Genomic DNA, 19125 nt, shown 5'->3' with positions numbered 1-19125 from the left:
GGCCACGCACGCGCGTCAGCGCAGGGTGTCGTGCGTGAAGCGGCCGGCGAGGAGGGCCGCGGCCACCGGCATGCTGCGGAGGTCGTCGGGCGCGGCAGCGAGCGGGTCGCGGTCGAGCACCGCGAGGTCGGCCGGCTGGCCCGCGGCGACGGTGGAGCGGGTGGATGCGCCCAGCGCCACCTCGGCGGACACCGCCTGCTCAGGGTGCCACGGCTCGCGCCCGTCGCGCGTGCGTCCGACGGCCGACGCGATCGCGGCCCACGGGTCGAGCGGCGCGACGGGCGCGTCCGAGCCGAAGGCGAGCCGAGCGCCGGCGGCGTGGAGCTCGGCGAGCGGGAACGCGCGGTCGGTACGTCCGGACCACAGCGAATCGGCCACATCCCGGTCGTCCATCGCGTGCTCCGGCTGCACGCTCGCGGTCACGCCGAGGCGTGCGAAGCGCGGGATGTCGGATGCGTCGATCAGCTGCGCGTGCTCGATGCGCCCGCCCGCGCCGACGGCCTCGAAGGCGTCGAGCGCACGCCGGTTGGCCTCGTCGCCGATCGCGTGGACGGCCGCGGTCAGGCCGTGGCCGTAGGCGAGCCGGAGCGCATCCACCAGTTCCTGCGCGGTGAGGTTCGCGACGCCGTGGCCGCCGTCCGGGTACGCGTGGCTGCAGAGGGCAGTGCGCGTGTTGAGCGAGCCGTCCGAGATCACCTTCAGAGGTCCGACGGTCAATAGTCCGCCCGTCCCTTCGATGACCTCGCCAGTGCGCAGGCCGAGCGCGATCGCCCGGTCGAGGTCTTCGCGGTAGATGCCGAAATCGACACGCAGGCCGTCGGCGCCGGCGGCCATCCGGCGCGTCCACACGTCGAGGTTCCAGCCGTACTCGAGGTCCACGATGCCGACCACGCCGCGCGTTGCAGCGGCGCGGGCGGCATCCGCTGCCCAGCGGTCGAGGGTCGCGTCGTCGGCAGCGGTGAGGAGGCTCGTCACGGCGAAGCTGGCTTCCTCGCGGAGGACCGCGTCCACCGAGTCCGGCGCGAACCGACGCGCAGCAGCGGTGTTCAGCCACGAGCAGTGCAGGTCGCCGGCGATGAGCACGACTGGGCGGTCGCCCGCGGCTGCATCCAGCAGCTCCCGGGTCGGGATGTCGGGCCACAGCGCGTCGTGGAAGCCGAAGCCGACGAGCACGTCATCGCCCGGGTCGGCGGACGCCCGCTCGCGAACCAGCGCTGCGGCCTCGGCGGCGGACGCGGCCCGGGACACGTCGAGGCGCCGCGCGGTCTGGGCCCACTGCGTGAAGTGCACGTGCTGGTCCCACAGTCCGGGCAGCACCCACCGGCCATCGAGGTGGATGCGCTCGCCCGATGCGCCTCCGGCGGGCGCGGCTCCGGCAGGCGTCACAGCCGCGATCCGCGAACCCTCGAGCACCACATCCACCAGGCCGTCACGCCCGGGCACCCGCGCACCGGCGAGGACCAGCGTCATCGTGCCGCGCGGCGCCGGTCGTGCACCAGCTGCATCTCGCGCAGCAGCCCGGCACTCGCATAGGGCCCGTCGCCGTCGAGCTCGGTCATGATCGCGTCCACGATGTGGTCGGGCCGGTTCTGGCTCATCTTCTGCTTCGCGACAACCCGCGTGGGCGTCAGGCGGAGGCCGACGGTGCCCGAGACGATCCGCTCGGCGTAGGCGGCGTCCTCCAGCGTCCCGCGCATCCGTCGGGGCGACGGCAGCTCATCCTCGAAGTGGTCGACCGGCCGCGCCAGGACGTCCAGGTTCTCCTCGTCGCTCAGCAGCTCCGGCACCCCGGAGAAGTGGGCGGCTATGAAGTTCCAGGTCGGCACGGCCGGCTTCTCGTCGTACCAGCCGGACGAGATGTAGCCGTGCGGACCCTGCACGATGACCAGCAGTTCGTGCTGCCCGAGTTCGTGCAGCTGCTCGTCGGGCCGGCCGACGTGGCTCAGCAGCGTCAGCTCCTCGCGGGTTTCGTCGAGGATGACCGGATAGTGGGAGGCGACGAGCCCGTTCGCCGTGTTCGAGACGAACGTCGCCCACGGGTTCTCGCGCACGAGCCGCTTGAGCTCGGCCGGGTCGGTGAGCGTGAAGCTCGGATTCTGCCGCACAGCGCCTCCTAAGCCTGATCCACGGGGCACCAGTACAGCTTGCGGCCGCCCAGCTCCTCCATGACGATGTTGGTGCCGCACACCCGGCACGGCAGTCCTTCGCGCTTGTAGACCCAGTGCCGGTCGTCGCGGCTCGCCATCGCCTTGCGGTACGAATCGTCGTCGAGGTCGTCCATCGTCATCATCTGGCCGGTCTCGACGCCGATGCGGAGAAGGTGCACCCAGTCGCGCCAGAGCGCGCGCACCGTGTCCTCCGGTACCTTCTTGCCGGGTGTGTGCGGGTTCTGCCGCGCACGGAACAGCAGCTCGGCCCGGTAGACGTTGCCGATGCCGCTGACGACGCTCTGGTCCATGAGCAGCAGCGCGATGGAGGTCGGCTTCCGCTTCACGATCGAGACGAAGCGCTCCTCCGCCTCCGGGCCGTCATCGACCTGGGGATCGGGCCCCAGCTTCGCGATCACCGCATCCACCTGCGCCGGGTCGAGCACTTCGCAGGCGGTCGGTCCGCGCAGGTCGGCGACCGCGGTGTCCGTCAGCAGCCGTACCCGCACCTGGCCGATGGGCTCGGGCGGGAACGACGTGATCTCGGGCTCCACCTTCTCCGACTCGGCCATGCGCAGCCGGGTCCGTCGCGGGGCGCCGATGGAGTGGAGGGAGTTCTCGCCCGCCGAGTCGAGGATCGGGTCGAGGTCGGTCCCGCGCTGGTTGGTCTGCCCCATCCGGCCGTTCGCGCTCGCGATGGTCGGGTCGATGCTGATGTCGCCCGCGAAGTCCCACGCACCGTAGAGGCCGAGGTGGACGCGCAGCCACAGCTCGTTGTCGAACTCCAGGAACATCTGCTTGCCGACCGCCTTGGCGTCGGTCATGACGTGCCCGTCGATTCGGGTGGCATCCGCGGCGAAGCGGCCCTGCGGCGACGACACCTCGACGCGGTGGCCCACGAAGTTGACGGCGAACTGCCGCGCGATGCGATGGACGGAGTGACCCTCGGGCATCAGCGGTCCACGTTCTTGCCCGCGATGTCGCCGGTGGCCTCGTACTCCGCGAGCTGGGCGATGCGCCGCACGTGACGTTCCTCGAACGAGAACGGCTCGGCGATGAAGGTGTCGATGAAGCCCTTGGCCTCGTCGACCGTGTGCTGGCGCGCGCCGATGGCGATCACATTGGCGTCGTTGTGCTGCCGGGCGAGCTGGGCCGTGGACTGGTTCCAGACCAGCGCCGCGCGCACGCCCTTCACCTTGTTGGCCGCAATCTGCTCGCCGTTGCCGGACCCGCCGAAGACGATCCCCAGCGCTTCGATGCCCGCCTGCTGGTCGCGCACGACCGCCGCCGCCGCGTTGATGCAGAACGCCGGGTAGTCATCGATGGGGTCGTAGTCCTTCGGCCCGTGGTCGATCACCTCGTGACCCGCCGCGCGCAGGTGCTCCTGCAGGTCTTCACTGAACTCGAGCCCGGCGTGGTCGGTGGCGATGTGGATGCGCATATCCACAGTTTAGGGACGACCGCCGACGACGCCGGTGCCGGTGGCTAAGGTGGAGCGGGTGGACACGATCCACGCCGTCACAGAAGCCCTCACCGCTGAAGGAGCAAGCGTTGCCCGGAGAGAACCTCACCCGCATCGAAGCGCAGGAGCGCGCGTCCCTCGTCCGCACCCACTCGTATGACGTCACGCTCGATCTGACGACCGGACCGGAGACGTTCCGGAGCACCACGACCGTGCGCTTCGCGGCGAAGGAGGGTGCCTCGACGTTCATCGACGCCATCACCCGCACCGTGCACTCCGTGACGCTCAACGGCGTCGAGCTCGACCCGGCGCAGGTCAGCGACGGCGTCCGCATCCAGCTCGACGGGCTCAAGGACGAGAACGAGCTGACCGTCGACGCCGACGCGATCTACACCAACACCGGCGAGGGCCTGCACCGCTTCGTCGACCCGGTCGACGGGGAGGTGTACCTCTACAGCCAGTTCGAGGTGCCGGACTCGCGCCGCATGTTCGCGGTGTTCGAGCAGCCTGACCTCAAGGCGCAGTTCACCTTCACGATCACGGCTCCCGACCACTGGGCGGTCGTCAGCAACTCCCCCACCCCCGAGCCGACCGACGCGGGCGAAGGCAAGAAGACGTGGGCGTTCGCCCCGACGCCGGTCATCTCCTCCTACATCACGGCCCTCATCGCCGGCCCGTACGAGTCGGTGCACAGCGAGCTGACCAGCCGCGACGGCCGCACCATCCCGCTCGGCGTCTACGCCCGCAAGAGCCTCGCCGAATTCCTCGACGCCGACTACATCTTCGACAAGACCCGCGAGGGCTTCGCGTTCTACGAGGAGCGGTTCGACTACGCCTACCCGTTCGAGAAGTACGACCAGCTGTTCGTGCCGGAGTTCAACGCCGGCGCGATGGAGAACGCGGGCGCGGTGACCTTCACCGAGACGTACGTCTTCCGCTCCAAGGTGACCGACGCGATCAGGGAGCGCCGTGTCGTCACGATCCTGCACGAGCTCGCCCACATGTGGTTCGGCGACCTGGTGACGATGAAGTGGTGGAACGACCTCTGGCTGAACGAGTCGTTCGCCGAGTACGCCTCCACACTCGGCACCGCCGAGGCCACCGAGTGGACCGAGGCCTGGACCACCTTCGCGGCGATGGAGAAGAGCTGGGCGTACCGCCAGGACCAGCTCCCGTCGACGCACCCGATCGTCGCCACGATCAACGACCTGGAGGACGTGCAGGTCAACTTCGACGGCATCACCTACGCCAAGGGCGCCTCGGTGCTCAAGCAGCTGGTGGCGTGGGTCGGCCAGGACGACTTCCTCGCCGGGGTCGCCCGGTACTTCAAGAAGCACGCCCATGGCAACACCGAGCTCAAGGACCTCCTGGTCGAGCTCGAGGCGACCAGCGGCCGCGACCTGACCGACTGGTCCAAGAAGTGGCTCGAGACCGCGGGCGTCAACACGCTGCGCCCCGAGCTCGAGGTGGATGCGGACGGCGTCATCACGTCCTTCGCCGTACTGCAGACCGCCGCGGCCGACTACCCCACCATCCGCCCGCACCGCCTCGCGATCGGCCTCTACAACCTGCGCGACGGCAAGCTCGTGCGCGAGGAACGCCTGGAGCTGGATGTGGACGGCGAGCGCACCGAGGTCGCCGAGATGGTCGGCGGCACGCGCCCCGACCTCATCCTGATCAACGACGACGATCTTGCCTACGCGAAGATCCGTCTCGACGAGGCGTCGCTCACGGTCGCGATCGAGCACCTGTCCGAGATCGAGAGCCCCCTCGCCCGCTCCCTCGTCTGGGGTGCGGTGTGGGATGCGACCCGCGACGCCGAGTCCAGCGCGAGCGACTACGTGCGCCTGGTGCTGGGCAACATCGCGTCCGAGACCGAGTCGACCACCCTCCGCACCACGCTGAACCAGTTGGTGCTGGCGGCGACCGCGTACGTCGCGCCCGAGCGTCAGAAGGAGACCGCGCAGGGTGCGGCCGACGCGCTCTGGGAGCTGGCGAAGGGCGCAGAGGCGGGCAGCGACGCGCAGTTCCAGTTCGTCAAGTTCTTCGCGGCCCTCGCGTCCACGGACGAGCAGCTGGCGACCATCGCGGGCCTCCGCGACGGCTCGATCGCGCTCGACGGCCTGACGGTCGACACCGACCTCTCGTGGGAGCTGCTGATCGCGCTCGTCGCGGGCGGTGCAGCGGGCAACGCCGAGATCGACGCGGCGCTCGCCGCCGACAACACGGCGAACGGCGGCCAGTTCGCCGCGCAGGCCCGCGCCGCCATCCCGACGCTCGAGGGCAAGCAGGCGGCGTGGGACTCGGTGTTCGAGTCGGACAGCCTGCCGAACACGATCGTCCGCTACACCGGCATCGGGTTCCAGCGCGCCAAGGACAAGTCGGTGCTCGCGCAGTTCATCGAGCCGTACTTCGCGGCGCTCCAGGGTGTCTGGACCTCCCGCACCTACAAGATCGCCGAGTACCTGGTGGAGGGCATGTACCCGGCCCCGCTCGCCAACGAGGCGCTGCGGGACGCGACCCGCGCCTGGCTCGACGCGAACGCCGAGCCGGCCGCGCTGCGCCGCATGGTGGTCGAGAACCTGGCCGGCGTCGAGCGCGCCCTCGCCGCGCAGAAGCGCGACGCGCAGGGCTGAGCGGCCCGACCGACCGGTCCGCGAAGGGGCTCCGCTGCGGCGGGGCCCCTTCGTCGTTCCGTCAGCGGTCCGCGAGGTGGATGTGTTCGTGCGGTGCCGGGTCGAACACGGCGAAGAAGGCCCTGGCGTCGTCGAGACCGCCCTCGGTGAGTGTCGCCTGTCCGTCGTCCACCGCCTTGGCGAGGCCACCGTAAAGATCCACGAACAGCATCCCGAGCGCAGCCGCCTTCGGCAGCTCCGCGACGAACGAGGGCCCGTCGGGAATCGACTTCGTGGTCTCGACGACCCCGTTGCGCACGAGGAGACCCATTTCGTCGCCCGTGTCGGTGAACCTGATGCCCGCGGAGGATTCGACTCCCTCCGCTTTCTCCGGATCGATGCGGAACCGCAGGCCCTCGAACAGCGCGGGAGCCGGCATGGCTGCGATCTGGTCGGGAGCGTTGATGTTCACGGCAAGCGAGTAGTCGATGCTGCCGTCGAGCTCCCGGGCGGCCGTGAGGTAGAAGTTCCGCCAGTTGGAGTTCGGGGTGGTGTAGCCGATCCGCCGCAGCGCGTCGGCCTTGAGCTTCCGTGCTTCCTCGTCACCCGGATCCACTCGCACCACGTGGCGAAGGAGCTCCGCGGCCCACTGGTGATCGCCCGCTTCGGCGACGCGCTTCGCCTCGGACACGACGGCGTCCCGGCCGCCCATGAGATCGATGTACCGTCGCGACGCTTCGACGAAGTGGATGGGCGCGAGCGTCGTGGGGTCCGCGTCGAACCAGCCGAGCTCGCCGACATAGATCTCGCGCACCGAATGGGGGACGCCTCCGTAGAAATCTCCGAGCCATTCGCTCTCAGCGAGCGATTCGGGCAGTCGGACCTTCTCGACGAGGTCGTCGGGGAGGTAGCCCTTGTTGATGTGCCGAAGCGTCTGGTCGTAGACGAAGGAGATCGCGTCCCGGTAGTCGCGCAGAACCCGCGCGACCTCGGCCCGCCCTGCCAGCGGCCGACCGTGCGACGGGATCATGAAGTCGGCCGGGAGAGGGCGCAGGTGCGCGTCGATCGACCTGAACCAGGCCTGCGGGTCCCGGTACCGCGACCCGCGGATGGTGTGCAGGTTCGGGAACGACTCGCCCTGGATGACCTCCGCCGACTGGAGCACGCCGAGGTCGGGGAACCACGTGACGATCTCGTCGATCGCTTCGCTCGGCGCCCACGAGTGGACCATCCGGACGCCGGCGATGGTGTGCTCGAGCGTGTCATCCACCGGCGTGTTCGGCGTGACCAGGCTGATGGTCTTCATCACGAAGTCGGGACCGAGGCCCCCGTTCACGCGACCCTCCGGCCCCACTTCGAGCAGCGTGCCGAGGCTGTAGTCGAGGCGGGCTGCGATGATCGGACCGTCGCCGCTGATCGAGTTGGCCAGCACGTTGTCCATGAAGTCGCGGTGGGCGATCACCGCGACCTCCCCGGAATCCGCCTGCTCCTGAGTGATGAAGGCCTTCACGCCGGCGTAGTGATCGGTGTGCCAATGCGAGTACACGACCGCCTTGATCGGCTTGTCCGTGATCCTGTCGAGCTGTTCCTTCTGCAGCCGGCCCTTCTCCACGTCCTCCGCGGGATCGATCAGGATGACGCCGTCGTCGCCGACCACGACGGTGAGAGCGGACAGCGCGTACCCGAAGATCTGGTAGACGTTCTTCCCCACGATTTCGAACACGCCCGGATCCATGGTCCGCGAATGGTCGGACATCTCCCGCGGCACCGTCTCGGCGTACTCGGTGTACGCCGTGTTGTCACCGTGCGGCGTGAAGACGACCCCCTCGTCCGCCCCCAACCAGTACTTCTCGCCCATGCAGGCCTCCCCGTCTCGGTCGGCCTCCGACATGGGCCGGCTCGGCGCCAGCCAACCACAGGGCGGAGGCCCCGGGGAAGGACCGACCGCGGTCCCCTACCGCGTGGTACCGCGGGAGGATGCCGCCGCCCGCGGTGCGCCCCTAGTCTCGGAGTCATGATCCAGCTCGATCACCTCACCAAACGCTTCGGCGCGAAGACCGCCGTCGACGACATTTCCGTGACCATCCAGCCGGGCAAGGTCACCGGCTTCCTGGGCCCGAACGGCGCAGGCAAGTCCACGACCATGCGGATGATCATGGGCCTCGACCGGCCGACCGCGGGCACCGCCCTCATCAACGGCAAGCGCTACGCGCAGTTCCGTTCCCCGCTCACCGAGGTGGGCGCCCTGCTCGACGCGAAGGCCATCCACACCGGCCGCACCGCGTACAACCACCTGCTCGCGCTCGCGGCGACCCACGGCATCCCGAAGTCCCGCGTGCACGAGGTCATCGGCATGACCGGCCTGGAGTCGGTCGCGAGCAAGCGCGTCGGCGGCTTCTCGCTCGGGATGGGGCAGCGGCTCGGCATCGCCGCCGCCATGCTCGGCGACCCCGCCACGCTCATCCTGGACGAGCCGGTCAACGGGCTCGACCCGGAGGGCGTCCTCTGGGTCCGCCAGTTCGCGAAGCACCTGGCGAGCCAGGGCCGCACGGTGTTCCTCTCGTCGCACCTCATGAGCGAGATGGCGCTGACCGCCGACCACATCGTGGTGCTGGGCCGCGGCCGCGTGCTCGCGGACGCCCCGGTGGACCGCATCCTCGCCGGCGCCACCCGCCACGCCGTCCGCGTGCGCACCCCGCAGCCGGAACAGCTCGCGCGGGCCGTCGCCGGCGCCGACGTGGCGGTGACCGGCGTGGAGGCACAGCTGCTGGAGGTCACCGGCCTCACCGCCGCGCAGATCGGCGAGGCCGCCGCCCGTGACGGCATCGTGCTGCACGAGCTGACGCCGATCAGCGCCTCCCTCGAGGAGGCCTACCTCGAACTCACCCAGGACGACGTCGAATACCGCACGGAGGTCAGCCGATGAGCACCGCCACCGCATCCATCCAGCCGGGTGCCACGCACCCGCACACCTCGCTCGGCCACCTGCGCTTCGACCGGGTCGTGCGCTCGGAGTGGATCAAGCTCCGCACCCTCCGCTCGACGTTCTGGACGCTGATCGGGGTCGTCGTCCTGATCATCGGCCTGCCGGCGCTGATCGCGGCCGTGGTCCCGAGCCTGTCGGTGATCGAGTCCCGGGCGCCGGCCAGTCAGCTCACGGCGTTCACCACCAACACGGCGACGGCGGGTCTGACGTTCGCGCAACTCGTCGTCGCGGTGCTCGGCGTCCTCGTGATCAGCGGGGAGTTCTCGACGGGGATGATCCGCTCCTCCTTCACGGCCGTCCCGCACCGCTTCCCGGTGTTCGCCGCCAAGGCGATCGTGCTCTTCCTCACCTCGTTCGTCATCGGGCTGGTGAGCTTCGCGGCCTCCTGGGCGATCGCCGTCCCGCTGCTGACGGCGAAGGGCTACGCGGGCGATCTCTTCGCGTCGGACACGCTGTGGAACATCGTCGGCGCGGCGACCTACCTGGGGCTCGTGTCCATCTTCGCCCTCGGCGTCGGCGCAATCGTGAAGTCGACGGCCGGCGGCATCTCCACCGCCCTCGGCGTGCTCTTCCTGCTGCCGATCGTCGCGGCTCTGCTCACCAGCCTGCTGCCGAAGCAGACCTGGATCGCGGATGCGTCCGCCTATCTGCTCAGCGCGGCGGGTTCCGGCATGGCGGGCCTCGCCAACCACGACCTCGAGCCGTGGGCGAACGTGGTCACCGTGCTGGTCTGGGCCGCCGTGTCCTTCGTCGTCGGGGCCGTGCTCCTGCAGCGCAGGGACGCCTGACCCGCCCAGTGACCACCGAAGCGACACCGCCGGACGCCCCGGGCGGACTCGGACTGCCGAGACCGCCCGGGGTGCTCCGGCGTTTCATGCTGGCACATCCGTTCGTCGTGGACGTCGCGCTGGCGGTGATCTACCTGCTCCCGTCGGTCATCGGCGCGATCATCGTGTCGGCGACCGAGCCGAGCCCGCGCGAGATCGCCCACCTGGCTCTCTCGGTGGTGGCCGGTCTCGCGCTGCTGGCGCGCCGCTACCGGCCGGGGCTGGTGTTCGCCATCGCCACGGTGGTGCTCGGCGCGAGCGTGTTCCTCGGGCGGGATGTGGATGTGCTGCCCACCCTCTTCGCGTTGTACGCGCTGGCGGTGTACCGCTCCATCCGCTCGGCCTGGATCGCGTTCGGCGTCACCGCGTTCGTCACGGTCGGGACGCTGACCGCGCAGGTGCTGCTCGCCCGGGCGGCCGTGTTCACCCCTCTCGAAACCGCTGCGCTGCCGTCGGGCATCCTCGTGCTGTCGTTCTCGGCGGTCGCGGTCCTGGTCGGCAGCAATTCAGGCAACCGGCGCCGGTATCTGGATGCGCTCATCGACCGGGCGCGCCAGCTCGCTCGCGAGCGGGACCAGCAGGCGGTGATCGCCGCGGCCGCCGAGCGCAGCCGTATCGCCGGCGAGCTGCACGACATCGTCTCGCACAGCCTGACGGTGATGATCACCCTCGCGGACGGGTCGGCCCGGCAAGCGCCGACGGACGCGGAGCGCTCGGCGGAGACCATGCGGTTGGTGGCCGAGACCGGGCGCGGGGCGCTGGCGGACATGCGTCGGTTGCTCGGCGTTTTGCGCGACGGCGACGAGGCGGCCGCGCGCGAGCCGCAGCCCGGCGTGGGCGACCTTTCAGCGCTGGTCGAGACTTTCCGCGCCGCCGGGCTGCCGGTGCGGATCACGGTGTCGGGCGACGCGCCGGACGACGCCGGGCAGCAGTTGACCATCTTCCGCGTGGTGCAGGAGGGGCTGACGAATGTGCTCCGCTACGCGCCCAGCTCCACGGCCGTCCGTGTGGTGCTGGTGTTCGGCGCGGATCGCGTGATCATCACCGTGGACGATGACGCGACCGTGCACGGTGCCCCGGATCAGGGATCCGGTCGCGGGCTGATCGGACTGCGGGAGCGCGTGGCGCTGTACGGCGGCACGCTGGAGGCGGGGCCGCGGCCAGGTGGAGGGTGGCGGGTGCGTGCGGTGTTCGACGCGGTGCGCTCGGTGCCGGGCGCCGCGGCCGTGGAGCCGGCCGCCCCGCCGTCGCTCGCCACCAGGACGGCCTCCACCGCACCACGGACCGCCACGCAGCCCTCCGGGCCTCCCGCCGGCGCCCCATCGCCCACTCCGCCTACCCCCACCACGCCGTCCCCCACCCCGAAGGAGGCCCCGTGACCGACTCCCCCATCCGCATCCTGCTCGTCGACGACCAGCAGCTGGTCCGGCTCGGCTTCCGCATGGTGCTGGATGCGGAACCCGGCCTCACGGTCGTCGGCGAAGCGGGCGACGGCGCCGAAGGTGTCCGGTTGGCCGGCGAGCTGCGACCGGATGTGGTCCTCATGGATGTCCGGATGCCCGTCCTCGACGGAATCGAGGCCACCCGGCGGATCGTCGAGGCGAACGCTGAGGCGCGGGTGATCGTCCTGACGACGTTCGACCTCGACGAGTACGCGTTCGGCGGCCTGCGCGCCGGGGCGAGCGGATTCCTGCTCAAGGACGCGCGGCCGGAGGAGCTGGCCGCCGCCGTGCGCGCTGTCGCAGCCGGAGACGCGGCCGTGTCGGGCCGGGTGACCCGTGCGATGCTCGAGCTGTTCGCCGACCGCCTGCCGACCGGAGCGACGGCCGCAGCCGGAGCGACCGATCCCGCCGCCGCGCTCACCCCGCGCGAGCGCGAGATCCTGGTCGCCATGGGCGAAGGCCTGAGCAACGGCGAGATCGGCGCACGGTTCTTCCTCACCGAGTCGACCGTGAAGACCCACGTCGGGCGCGTGCTGGCGAAGCTGCAGCTGCGCGACCGCGTCCACGCCGTGATCTTCGCCTACGAGAACGGGCTCGTCGAGCGATGACCGACGGCACGGCGGCGCGGTCCAGCGAGCCCCAAGGCCGCGCTCGGTAGGCTCGAACGGGTATGGGAATCCTCAAAGCAACCTTCTGGGAATCGATCGGCTCGTGGGCGGTCGACGCCGGATGGAACCTCGTCTCCGCTGCCTGCATCATCGGCGGGGCGTTCTTGCTCGCCTGGATCCTGCGGGTGGTCATCCGCAAGGTCGTCGCGCGGATCGTCTCGGGCGTCAAGAAGGGGCAGAACGTCAGCGACGCGCAGGCGCTGGTGAACTCGCCGCTGGCGGCCGTCCGCCTGGTGCAGCGCACGCGCACGCTCGGGTCCGTTCTCACGAACATCGTGCATGTGACGATCGGGATCATCGCGATCCTCCTCGTCGTGCAGGTCTTCGCGCCGAACGTGCTGGGGTCCTTCGCCCTGCTCACCGCCGCCCTCGGCGCCGGGCTCGGTTTCGGCGCGCAGAACATCGTCAAGGACGTGCTCAACGGCCTCTTCATGGTCATGGAGGATCAGCTGGGTGTCGGGGACATCGTCGACCTCGGTCCGGCCACCGGCGTCGTGGAGGCGGTCGGCATCCGGGTCACCCTCGTGCGCGATGTGAACGGGACCCTGTGGTTCGTCCGCAACGGCGAGATACTGCGTGTCGGCAACATGTCGATGGGCTGGGCCCGCGTCATCATCGACCTCGCCGTGCCGTACGACACGGACGTCGAGGCGGTCGAGGCGAAGATGATGGAGACGGCCACCGCGCTCGCCACCAGCACCAAGTGGCGCTCGCGCATCCTCGAGAAGCCGGAGCTGTGGGGCATCGAGTCGATCTCCGCCGACGCGGTCATCATCCGGATCGTGCTGAAGACCCGCACCACGGCCAAGGACGACGTCTCGCGCGAGCTGCGCGCGCGTCTCAAGGAGGCGCTGGACGAGATGCAGGTGAAGCTGCCGTCGCTCTCCGCCGTCGTGCTCAGCGGCTTCGACAGCGCCGCGAGCGTGGCGGGAGCGAAGCCGCCCAAGACGCGTCCGAGCACCGTGGTGACGCCCGAGCCGCCGCTGAAGGGGCGGAAGGCGCGCGCCGCCGCGAAGCGGAAGGTGGCCGACCCGGGCGCGGTGCAGATCGTGCCGGTCGACCCGCCGGAGCCGAAGGCGTCCGCGGCCAGGGCGTCCGCTCCGAAGACGTCCGCTCCGAGGGCGACCGCGCCGAAAACCCCGGCGCCGAGGGCCACCGACCCGAAGCCCGCGCCCAAGCCGCGCACCACCGAGCCCGAGGAAGACCAGCCGTGAGCAGCATCCCGATCATCCCCACTGGCCCGCAGCCGGCGTTCTTCGACGAGGTCGGCGGGCACGAGACGTTCGTGAAGCTGGTGGACGCCTTCTACGACGGCGTCGCCGACGACCCGGTGCTGCGTCCGATGTACCCGGAGGAAGACCTGGGCCCGGCCAAGGAGCGTCTGGTGATGTTCCTCGAGCAGTACTGGGGCGGCCCCACCACCTACAGCCAGCAGCGCGGCCACCCCCGGCTCCGGATGCGGCACAACCCGTTCAAGGTGAACCCGGACGCGCGCGACCGCTGGCTCGCGCACATGCGGGTGGCGGTCGACGGGCTCGGGCTCTCACCACTCCACGAGGAGACCCTGTGGAGCTACCTGGAGCGGGCCGCGTTCGCTATGGTCAACACATTCGAGGAGTAGCACTCCCCCGCCATCCCGGTGCCGAAGGAGACACGGATGACACACGAACCCGACGCGATCGTCGTCGGCGCCGGGCTCTCGGGCCTCGTCGCCGCCTCCGAACTTCTGGATGCGGGACGGCACGTGACGATCGTCGAGCAGGAGCCGTCCGCGTCCTTCGGCGGGCAGGCGTGGTGGTCGTTCGGCGGGATCTTCCTCATCGACTCCCCGGAGCAGCGCCGGATGGGCGTGCACGACTCCCTCGCGCTCGCCCGCGACGACTGGTTCGGCACGGCCGGGTTCGACCGCGTCGAGGACCACTGGCCGAAGCGCTGGGCGGAGGCGTACCTGCAGTTCGCCGCCGGTGAGAAGCGCGCCTGGCTGCGCGAGAAGGGCGTGTCGTTCTTCCCCGTCGTCGGCTGGGCCGAGCGCGGCGACGGCCGCGCGGGCGGCCATGGCAACTCGGTGCCGCGCTTCCACATCACCTGGGGCACCGGCCCCGGGGTCGTCGAGCCGTTCGCCCGACGGGTGCGGGCGGCCGCGGCGCAGGGCCGCGCGGCCATCCGGAACCGGCTTCGCGTCGACGAGCTGATCGTCGAGGACGGCCGCGTCGTCGGCGTGCGCGGGGCGGTGCTCGCGCCCGACACCGCCGAGCGCGGTGCGCCGAGCAACCGCGACGTGACCGGCGACTTCGAGTTGCGGGCGCCGGTCGTCATCGTCGCCTCCGGCGGCATCGGCGGGAACCACGACCTCGTGCGGGCCATGTGGCCGGCGCGTCTCGGCGAACCTCCCGCGAACATGCTCTCCGGCGTCCCGGCACACGTGGACGGCCGGATGCTCGGCATCGCGGAGACGGCGGGCGCGCACCTGATCAACGGCGACCGGATGTGGCACTACACCGAGGGCATCCAGAACTGGGATCCGGTGTGGGAGCAGCACGGCATCCGCATACTCCCGGGCCCGTCGTCGCTCTGGCTCGACGCGCGCGGCGAACGCCTGCCCTCGCCGCTGTTCCCCGGCTTCGACACCCTCGGGACGCTCGAGCACCTGCGGCGCACCGGCTCGGACTACAGCTGGTTCGTGCTCACGCAGAAGATCATCGAGAAGGAGTTCGCGCTGTCGGGCAGCGAGCAGAATCCCGACCTGACCGGCAAGGACGTGCGCCTGCTCGCCAAGCGGGTCGCGCCGGGCGCGCCGGGACCGGTGGAGGCGTTCAAGCAGCACGGCGCGGACTTCGTCGTCGCGGACAACCTGGACGACCTCCTCGCCGGGATGCAGCGGATCGCGGACGTGCCGCTCGACGCCGAGCTCGTCGCCCGGCACGTGCGAGAGCGAGACCGGCAGCTCGACAACGAGTTCGGGAAGGACCTGCAGCTCGCGGCCATCCGCGCGGCGCGGAGGTACCGGGGCGACAAGCTGATCCGCGTCGCGATGCCGCACAAGCTGCTCGACCCGGCGGCGGGACCGCTCATCGCGGTCAAGCTGCACATCCTGACTCGGAAGAGCCTCGGCGGAATCGAGACCGACCTCGACGGGCGCGTGCTCGCCGCCGACGGCTCGGTCGTTCCGGGCCTGTACGCCGTCGGCGAGGCGGCGGGCTTCGGCGGCGGCGGGATGCACGGCTACCGCGCCCTCGAGGGGACCTTCCTCGGCGGCTGCCTCTTCTCCGGCCGCCAGGCCGGCCGCGCCGCCGCCCGCGCCTGACCCGGCCGGGCTAGCGGCGGAGGGACCAGGACGGGCGGCGGATGAGGGTGTGGCCGCGGCGGGTGGTGAGGCGCGTCCAGGTGCCCGTCTCGTGGATGGTGACCGGCTCATCGTCGCCGAGGAAGCCGAGCGATTCGGCCGCGAAGGCGGCGCCGGCGGGGATGTACTCCAGACCGTCGATCGGGCGGCCCCACACCTCGGCGCGCACCCGCTGCACCAGCTGCTCGCCCGTGCCGGTCGGCACGGCCTCCGCGACCTCGGCGATGCCGGCCTGCGCGATCGTCCGCAGCTGCGCCGCATCCGTCTCGCCGACCGAGCGCCAGCCGCCGCGCGGCGGGAGATGCCCGCCCAGGTCACGGTCGACACCTCCAGCGGGAGGCGGATCTCCACCGGGCCCTCAGGCGCGTCCTCCCTCTCCGACGTCTCGCGGACGCGCGCGATGCGGTCGAGCAGCGAGCGGATCGGCACCACCGCGTCGAACTCGACGTCGGCTCCGGTCGCGAAGGTGCGCAGCCCCAGCACGGTCGGGGTCTCATCCATCAGCCCGCGCGGGTAGAGGATCGCGGTGTACACGGCGAGGATGCCGGACCCGGCGATCAGGCGCACGGATCCTTCCTCGACCCGGGAGGCGCGTGACAGATAGGTGTGCAGATCGGCGACGGCGAGAGCGTCCGCCAGAGAGAACGAGGGGTTCATCGGACCTCTAAACTACCAAGAGACCACCGACTTGGAGGCACAGTGACCGAGCCCCTGGATTCCCTGCTGACCGCGCTCGATCTCACCGACACGGGAGCCCGCACCAGCGAGGACATCTTCACCGGTCCGTCCCAGTGGATGCCGCTGGGCCGCGTATTCGGGGGGCAGGTTCTGGCGCAGTCCATCGTGGCCGCGACCCGCACCGTGGAGCCGGACCGCGCCATCCATTCGATGCACGGCTACTTCCTGCGGCCGGGCGACGTGAACTTCCCCATCACGTTCTCGGTGGACCGGATCCACGACGGCCGGTCGTTCTCGACGCGGCGGACGCAGGCGTACCAGAACGGGCTGCCGATCCTGTCGATGATCGCGTCGTTCCAAACCGAGGACGACGGCTTCGAGCACCAGGACGCGATGCCCGGCGGGGTGCCGGACCCGGAGTCCCTGCCGTCGACCGCCACCTCGCTCGAGGACGTGCGGCATCCGGTCGCACAGTATTGGGCCAGCCAGCGGCCATTCGACATGCGGCACGTCACCTCGCCGGTGTACCTGTCGGTCGAGGGCGAGCGGGTCGCGCACCAGTCGGTGTGGTTCCGGACGATCGGCGACATGCCGGACGACCCGGCACTGCACCGCGCGGCGCTGGCGTACGCGAGCGACTACACGATCATGGAGTCGGTCATGCGCCGGCACGGGATCGCCTGGGCGACGCCCGGGCTCAAGGCCGCCAGCCTCGACCACGCCATGTGGTGGCACCGGCCGGCCCGCGTCGACGAATGGCTGCTGTACGTGCAGGAGTCGCCGACCGCGGGTGGCGGACGCGGCCTCTCGAACGGCCGCATCTTCTCGCGCGACGGCCGGCTGGTCGCGAGTGTCGCCCAGGAGGCCACCATCCGCCTCCCCCGCGACTGAACCCCGCGTCTCCCCTCCATCGACTCCGCGAAGAATGCACGCCCGCGCGGCGTGTCGCGGACACTCCGTGCGTAGTCGATGGAGGGCGGGTTGATCGCGTGTACGAGCGGTCGTGTCCAACCCCCATCGCCGAGTCCGCGAAGAATGCACGCCCGCGCGGCGTGTCGCGGGCACTCTGTGCGGACTCGATGTGGTGCGCGTCAGCCGAAGGTGCTGCGGAGGAGGACGGTGCCGTCGTAGGCCGAGCGGATGTCGACGGTGGCGATGTCCTTGATGGCGACGCTCGTGGTGGCGACCGGGAGGGCGGTCGTGCCCTCGTCGGCGGTCCAGGTCGAGATGGTGTGCTGCTGTCCTGCTCGGTCGGTGACGACCATCGCGTAGGTCCAGGTGTGAGCGCCTTCCTCGGCGCCGACGTGCGCGTACCGGCAGGTCGAGTCGATGCGCGTGCCCCACGGCTCCGGGGTGAGGCGCACGTCGGCGGTCAGTGCGCTCGGCTCCACCTGCTGCATCACGACCGCGGCCTGTGGGGTCGCGGCCGGGTTCACGATGCCGGGGAGGACCAGCGCGGCGACCCCGATGAGCAGCACGGCCGCGGCGGCTGAGAGGCCCGCGACCAGCCAGCGTCCGCGGGCGCGACGGCGACGGACGGTGTGCAGCAGCGCCGGCAGGACGTCGGCGCTCGGGCCCTGTGCGTCCGGCGCGTCGACCGCGGCCACCGGGGCGTCCTGCTCGAGCAGCGCGAACGCCTGTTCGCGCGGCACGCGGCCCAGGATGCCGGGCATCCCGGCGAGCTCGGACACCGCCTCCGAGCAGCGCTCGCACTCGCGCAGGTGCGCCTCGAACTCGCGCCGTTCCGTCGGCGAGAGCGCGCCGAGCACGTACGCGGCGTCCCAGGTGGCGAACTCGTCGTGCGTGGTCATCGTTCCGTCACCCCTCTCTCCTGGAGCGCGAGCCGCAGCGCGCGGAGTCCGTAATGCAGGCGCGACTTGACGGTCCCCTCGGGGATGTCGAGCTCGCGCGCGATCTCGGCGACCGACCGGCCGCCGTAGTAGGCGTGGACGATGACCGCCCGGTGCTCCATCGACAGCTCGGCCAGCGCGTCCGACACCAGCCAGGAGTCGAGCACGGCATCCGCCTCGCTGTCCGGGGACGGATGCTCCGGCAGGTTATCGGCGCCGAACTCGTGCCGGTGCGCCGCACTCCGGCGATCGTCGATCACGAGGTTGCGCGCCACCGTGAACAGCCACGTGCGTGCGGACTGCTGGGACTGGTCCAGGACGGACGGCTTGCGCCAGGCGCGCAACAGCGTCTCCTGCACGATGTCGTCGGCCATCGCACGGTCGCCGGTGAGGTGCACGACGTACCGCCACAACGCCTGCGCGTGCTGATCGTGCAGCTCGCGCAGCAGGCGGGCGTCCTCCTCCGGCATGTTCACCTCCACTCAGTACACGATGCAGCGCGCGGAAAGGTTCACACGCGAAGGTTGAACCGAACGGGATATCGTCCCGTGAATACCGTAAGAGACGTCATCGACGAACGGGAGAACCGTATGAACGACCACGCTCCGCTGACCCGCCGCACGCTCTTCACGATCGGAGGCGCCGCCACCGGCGCGGTACTGCTCGCCGCCTGCACCCCGGGAGGCGCGCAGGACTCGGGAGGGTCGGGCGACGGCGGATCCGGCGGCTCGGGCTTGGCACAGGTGTCGCTCGCGTCCATCCCGGTCGGCGGCGCGGTGTCGGCGACGCTCGCGGGCAAGCCCATCGTGGTCTCGCAGCCGACCGCCGGTCACGTCGTCGCGTTCAGCGCGGTGTGCACCCACGCGGGATGCACGGTCGCGCCGCAGGGCAAGGAGTTCGACTGCCCCTGCCACGGGTCGAGGTTCGACGCGGCCACGGGTGACGTGCTGAATGGGCCGGCCAGCGATCCGCTGCCCAAGCTCAAGGCCGAGGTGTCCGGCGACTCCGTGACGGTCACCGCGTAGGGCAGCGGCTGCGCGCCCGCGATTCGTGCCGAATGTACGTTATGGCGTCGTCATAACGCGCATTCGGCACGAATGCTTCGCG

General features: G+C 70.8%; 19 protein-coding genes. 11 read left to right on the top strand and 8 right to left on the bottom strand.

Going from position 1 to position 19125, the window contains the following annotated elements; all coding sequences use genetic code 11:
* Nucleotides 1-15 precede the first annotated feature (15 nt).
* From ACRAWB_RS05070 to ACRAWB_RS05055, 4 genes are read right to left on the bottom strand one after another with little or no spacing between them, the layout of a single operon-like run.
* A complete protein-coding gene (locus ACRAWB_RS05070) occupies nt 16-1470 on the bottom strand; it encodes an amidohydrolase (RefSeq protein ID WP_431352334.1) in 1455 nt (484 codons plus the stop codon).
* The gene (locus tag ACRAWB_RS05065) at nt 1467-2105 is read right to left on the bottom strand and encodes an FMN-binding negative transcriptional regulator (RefSeq protein ID WP_431352333.1); all 639 of its coding nucleotides are present in this window, start codon (nt 2103-2105) and stop codon (nt 1467-1469) included. Before ACRAWB_RS05065 ends, ACRAWB_RS05070 begins: the two co-directional genes overlap by 4 nt.
* 8 nt (nt 2106-2113) lie before the next feature.
* Nucleotides 2114-3100, bottom strand: a complete 987-nt coding sequence (locus tag ACRAWB_RS05060; protein ID WP_431352332.1) for an Fpg/Nei family DNA glycosylase — start codon at nt 3098-3100, stop codon at nt 2114-2116.
* Nucleotides 3100-3588, bottom strand: a complete 489-nt coding sequence (locus tag ACRAWB_RS05055) for a ribose-5-phosphate isomerase (protein WP_431352331.1) — start codon at nt 3586-3588, stop codon at nt 3100-3102. Before ACRAWB_RS05055 ends, ACRAWB_RS05060 begins: the two co-directional genes overlap by 1 nt.
* Before the next feature lie 110 nt (nt 3589-3698).
* Here ACRAWB_RS05055 and pepN point away from each other — a divergent pair, with 110 nt between their 5' ends.
* Nucleotides 3699-6245, top strand: a complete 2547-nt coding sequence (gene pepN / locus ACRAWB_RS05050) for an aminopeptidase N (RefSeq protein WP_431352330.1) — start codon at nt 3699-3701, stop codon at nt 6243-6245.
* A gap of 61 nt (nt 6246-6306) precedes the next feature.
* On the opposite strand, the gene ACRAWB_RS05045 is transcribed toward pepN, so the two are convergent.
* Complete coding sequence (locus ACRAWB_RS05045; protein WP_431352329.1) at nt 6307-8082, bottom strand: alkyl sulfatase dimerization domain-containing protein; 1776 nt, start codon at nt 8080-8082, stop codon at nt 6307-6309.
* Nucleotides 8083-8238: 156 nt separating this feature from the next.
* Between ACRAWB_RS05045 and ACRAWB_RS05040 the strand changes: the two genes are divergently transcribed.
* The 7 genes from ACRAWB_RS05040 to ACRAWB_RS05010 all read left to right on the top strand — a co-directional run bounded on the left by ACRAWB_RS05040 (nt 8239) and on the right by ACRAWB_RS05010 (nt 15451).
* On the top strand, nt 8239-9150 hold the full coding sequence (locus ACRAWB_RS05040) for an ATP-binding cassette domain-containing protein (protein ID WP_431352328.1): 912 nt from the start codon (nt 8239-8241) through the stop codon (nt 9148-9150).
* On the top strand, nt 9147-9998 hold the full coding sequence (locus tag ACRAWB_RS05035) for an ABC transporter permease subunit (RefSeq protein ID WP_431352327.1): 852 nt from the start codon (nt 9147-9149) through the stop codon (nt 9996-9998). The genes ACRAWB_RS05040 and ACRAWB_RS05035 overlap by 4 nt, the downstream gene beginning before the upstream one ends.
* A gap of 71 nt (nt 9999-10069) precedes the next feature.
* Entirely contained in the window at nt 10070-11416 is a 1347-nt protein-coding gene (locus ACRAWB_RS05030; protein WP_431352326.1) for a sensor histidine kinase, read from the top strand.
* The gene (locus ACRAWB_RS05025) at nt 11413-12087 is read left to right on the top strand and encodes a response regulator (RefSeq protein ID WP_431352325.1); all 675 of its coding nucleotides are present in this window, start codon (nt 11413-11415) and stop codon (nt 12085-12087) included. Before ACRAWB_RS05030 ends, ACRAWB_RS05025 begins: the two co-directional genes overlap by 4 nt.
* Nucleotides 12088-12149: 62 nt before the next feature.
* Nucleotides 12150-13361, top strand: coding sequence for a mechanosensitive ion channel domain-containing protein (locus ACRAWB_RS05020; protein WP_431352324.1), 1212 nt, complete (start codon nt 12150-12152; stop codon nt 13359-13361).
* Nucleotides 13358-13768: a globin gene (locus ACRAWB_RS05015; protein ID WP_431352323.1), complete on the top strand. Its 411-nt coding sequence runs from the start codon at nt 13358-13360 to the stop codon at nt 13766-13768. Before ACRAWB_RS05020 ends, ACRAWB_RS05015 begins: the two co-directional genes overlap by 4 nt.
* Before the next feature lie 36 nt (nt 13769-13804).
* Nucleotides 13805-15451, top strand: a complete 1647-nt coding sequence (locus ACRAWB_RS05010) for an FAD-binding dehydrogenase (RefSeq protein ID WP_431352322.1) — start codon at nt 13805-13807, stop codon at nt 15449-15451.
* 10 nt (nt 15452-15461) lie between these two features.
* On the opposite strand, the gene ACRAWB_RS05005 is transcribed toward ACRAWB_RS05010, so the two are convergent.
* A complete protein-coding gene (locus tag ACRAWB_RS05005; RefSeq protein WP_431352321.1) occupies nt 15462-15695 on the bottom strand; it encodes a hypothetical protein in 234 nt (77 codons plus the stop codon).
* A 96-nt stretch (nt 15696-15791) separates the two neighbouring features.
* Here ACRAWB_RS05005 and ACRAWB_RS05000 point away from each other — a divergent pair, with 96 nt between their 5' ends.
* The gene (locus tag ACRAWB_RS05000; RefSeq protein ID WP_431352320.1) at nt 15792-16007 is read left to right on the top strand and encodes a hypothetical protein; all 216 of its coding nucleotides are present in this window, start codon (nt 15792-15794) and stop codon (nt 16005-16007) included.
* Between the two features lie 182 nt (nt 16008-16189).
* Nucleotides 16190-17059, top strand: coding sequence for an acyl-CoA thioesterase (locus tag ACRAWB_RS04995; RefSeq protein ID WP_431352319.1), 870 nt, complete (start codon nt 16190-16192; stop codon nt 17057-17059).
* Nucleotides 17060-17259: 200 nt separating this feature from the next.
* On the opposite strand, the gene ACRAWB_RS04990 is transcribed toward ACRAWB_RS04995, so the two are convergent.
* Nucleotides 17260-17979, bottom strand: coding sequence for a zf-HC2 domain-containing protein (locus ACRAWB_RS04990; RefSeq protein WP_431352318.1), 720 nt, complete (start codon nt 17977-17979; stop codon nt 17260-17262).
* Nucleotides 17976-18488, bottom strand: a complete 513-nt coding sequence (locus tag ACRAWB_RS04985) for a sigma-70 family RNA polymerase sigma factor (protein WP_431352317.1) — start codon at nt 18486-18488, stop codon at nt 17976-17978. Before ACRAWB_RS04985 ends, ACRAWB_RS04990 begins: the two co-directional genes overlap by 4 nt.
* 120 nt (nt 18489-18608) lie before the next feature.
* On the opposite strand from ACRAWB_RS04985, the gene ACRAWB_RS04980 reads away from it, so the two are divergent.
* On the top strand, nt 18609-19043 hold the full coding sequence (locus ACRAWB_RS04980; RefSeq protein WP_431352316.1) for a ubiquinol-cytochrome c reductase iron-sulfur subunit: 435 nt from the start codon (nt 18609-18611) through the stop codon (nt 19041-19043).
* The last annotated feature ends 82 nt before the right edge of the window (nt 19044-19125 follow it).

The sequence above is a fragment of the Leifsonia poae genome (assembly GCF_050632865.1).
Classification (GTDB): Bacteria; Actinomycetota; Actinomycetes; order Actinomycetales; family Microbacteriaceae; genus Leifsonia; species Leifsonia poae_B.
Note: the sequence above shows the minus strand (reverse complement) of the source record. Positions and strands in the feature narration are given on the sequence as shown.

Excerpts from the sequence above, each read along its gene's own strand:
- ACRAWB_RS05070 (WP_431352334.1), bottom strand. The coding sequence starts at position 1,470 with ATGACGCTGGTCCTCGCCGGTGCGCGGGTGCCCGGGCGTGACGGCCTG.
- ACRAWB_RS05060 (WP_431352332.1), bottom strand. The coding sequence starts at position 3,100 with ATGCCCGAGGGTCACTCCGTCCATCGCATCGCGCGGCAGTTCGCCGTC.
- ACRAWB_RS05055 (WP_431352331.1), bottom strand. The coding sequence starts at position 3,588 with ATGCGCATCCACATCGCCACCGACCACGCCGGGCTCGAGTTCAGTGAA.
- ACRAWB_RS05045 (WP_431352329.1), bottom strand. The coding sequence starts at position 8,082 with ATGGGCGAGAAGTACTGGTTGGGGGCGGACGAGGGGGTCGTCTTCACG.
- ACRAWB_RS05040 (WP_431352328.1), top strand. The coding sequence starts at position 8,239 with ATGATCCAGCTCGATCACCTCACCAAACGCTTCGGCGCGAAGACCGCC.
- ACRAWB_RS05035 (WP_431352327.1), top strand. The coding sequence starts at position 9,147 with ATGAGCACCGCCACCGCATCCATCCAGCCGGGTGCCACGCACCCGCAC.
- ACRAWB_RS05020 (WP_431352324.1), top strand. The coding sequence starts at position 12,150 with ATGGGAATCCTCAAAGCAACCTTCTGGGAATCGATCGGCTCGTGGGCG.
- ACRAWB_RS05010 (WP_431352322.1), top strand. The coding sequence starts at position 13,805 with ATGACACACGAACCCGACGCGATCGTCGTCGGCGCCGGGCTCTCGGGC.
- ACRAWB_RS05000 (WP_431352320.1), top strand. The coding sequence starts at position 15,792 with ATGCCCGCCCAGGTCACGGTCGACACCTCCAGCGGGAGGCGGATCTCC.
- ACRAWB_RS04990 (WP_431352318.1), bottom strand. The coding sequence starts at position 17,979 with ATGACCACGCACGACGAGTTCGCCACCTGGGACGCCGCGTACGTGCTC.
- ACRAWB_RS04985 (WP_431352317.1), bottom strand. The coding sequence starts at position 18,488 with ATGCCGGAGGAGGACGCCCGCCTGCTGCGCGAGCTGCACGATCAGCAC.
- ACRAWB_RS04980 (WP_431352316.1), top strand. The coding sequence starts at position 18,609 with ATGAACGACCACGCTCCGCTGACCCGCCGCACGCTCTTCACGATCGGA.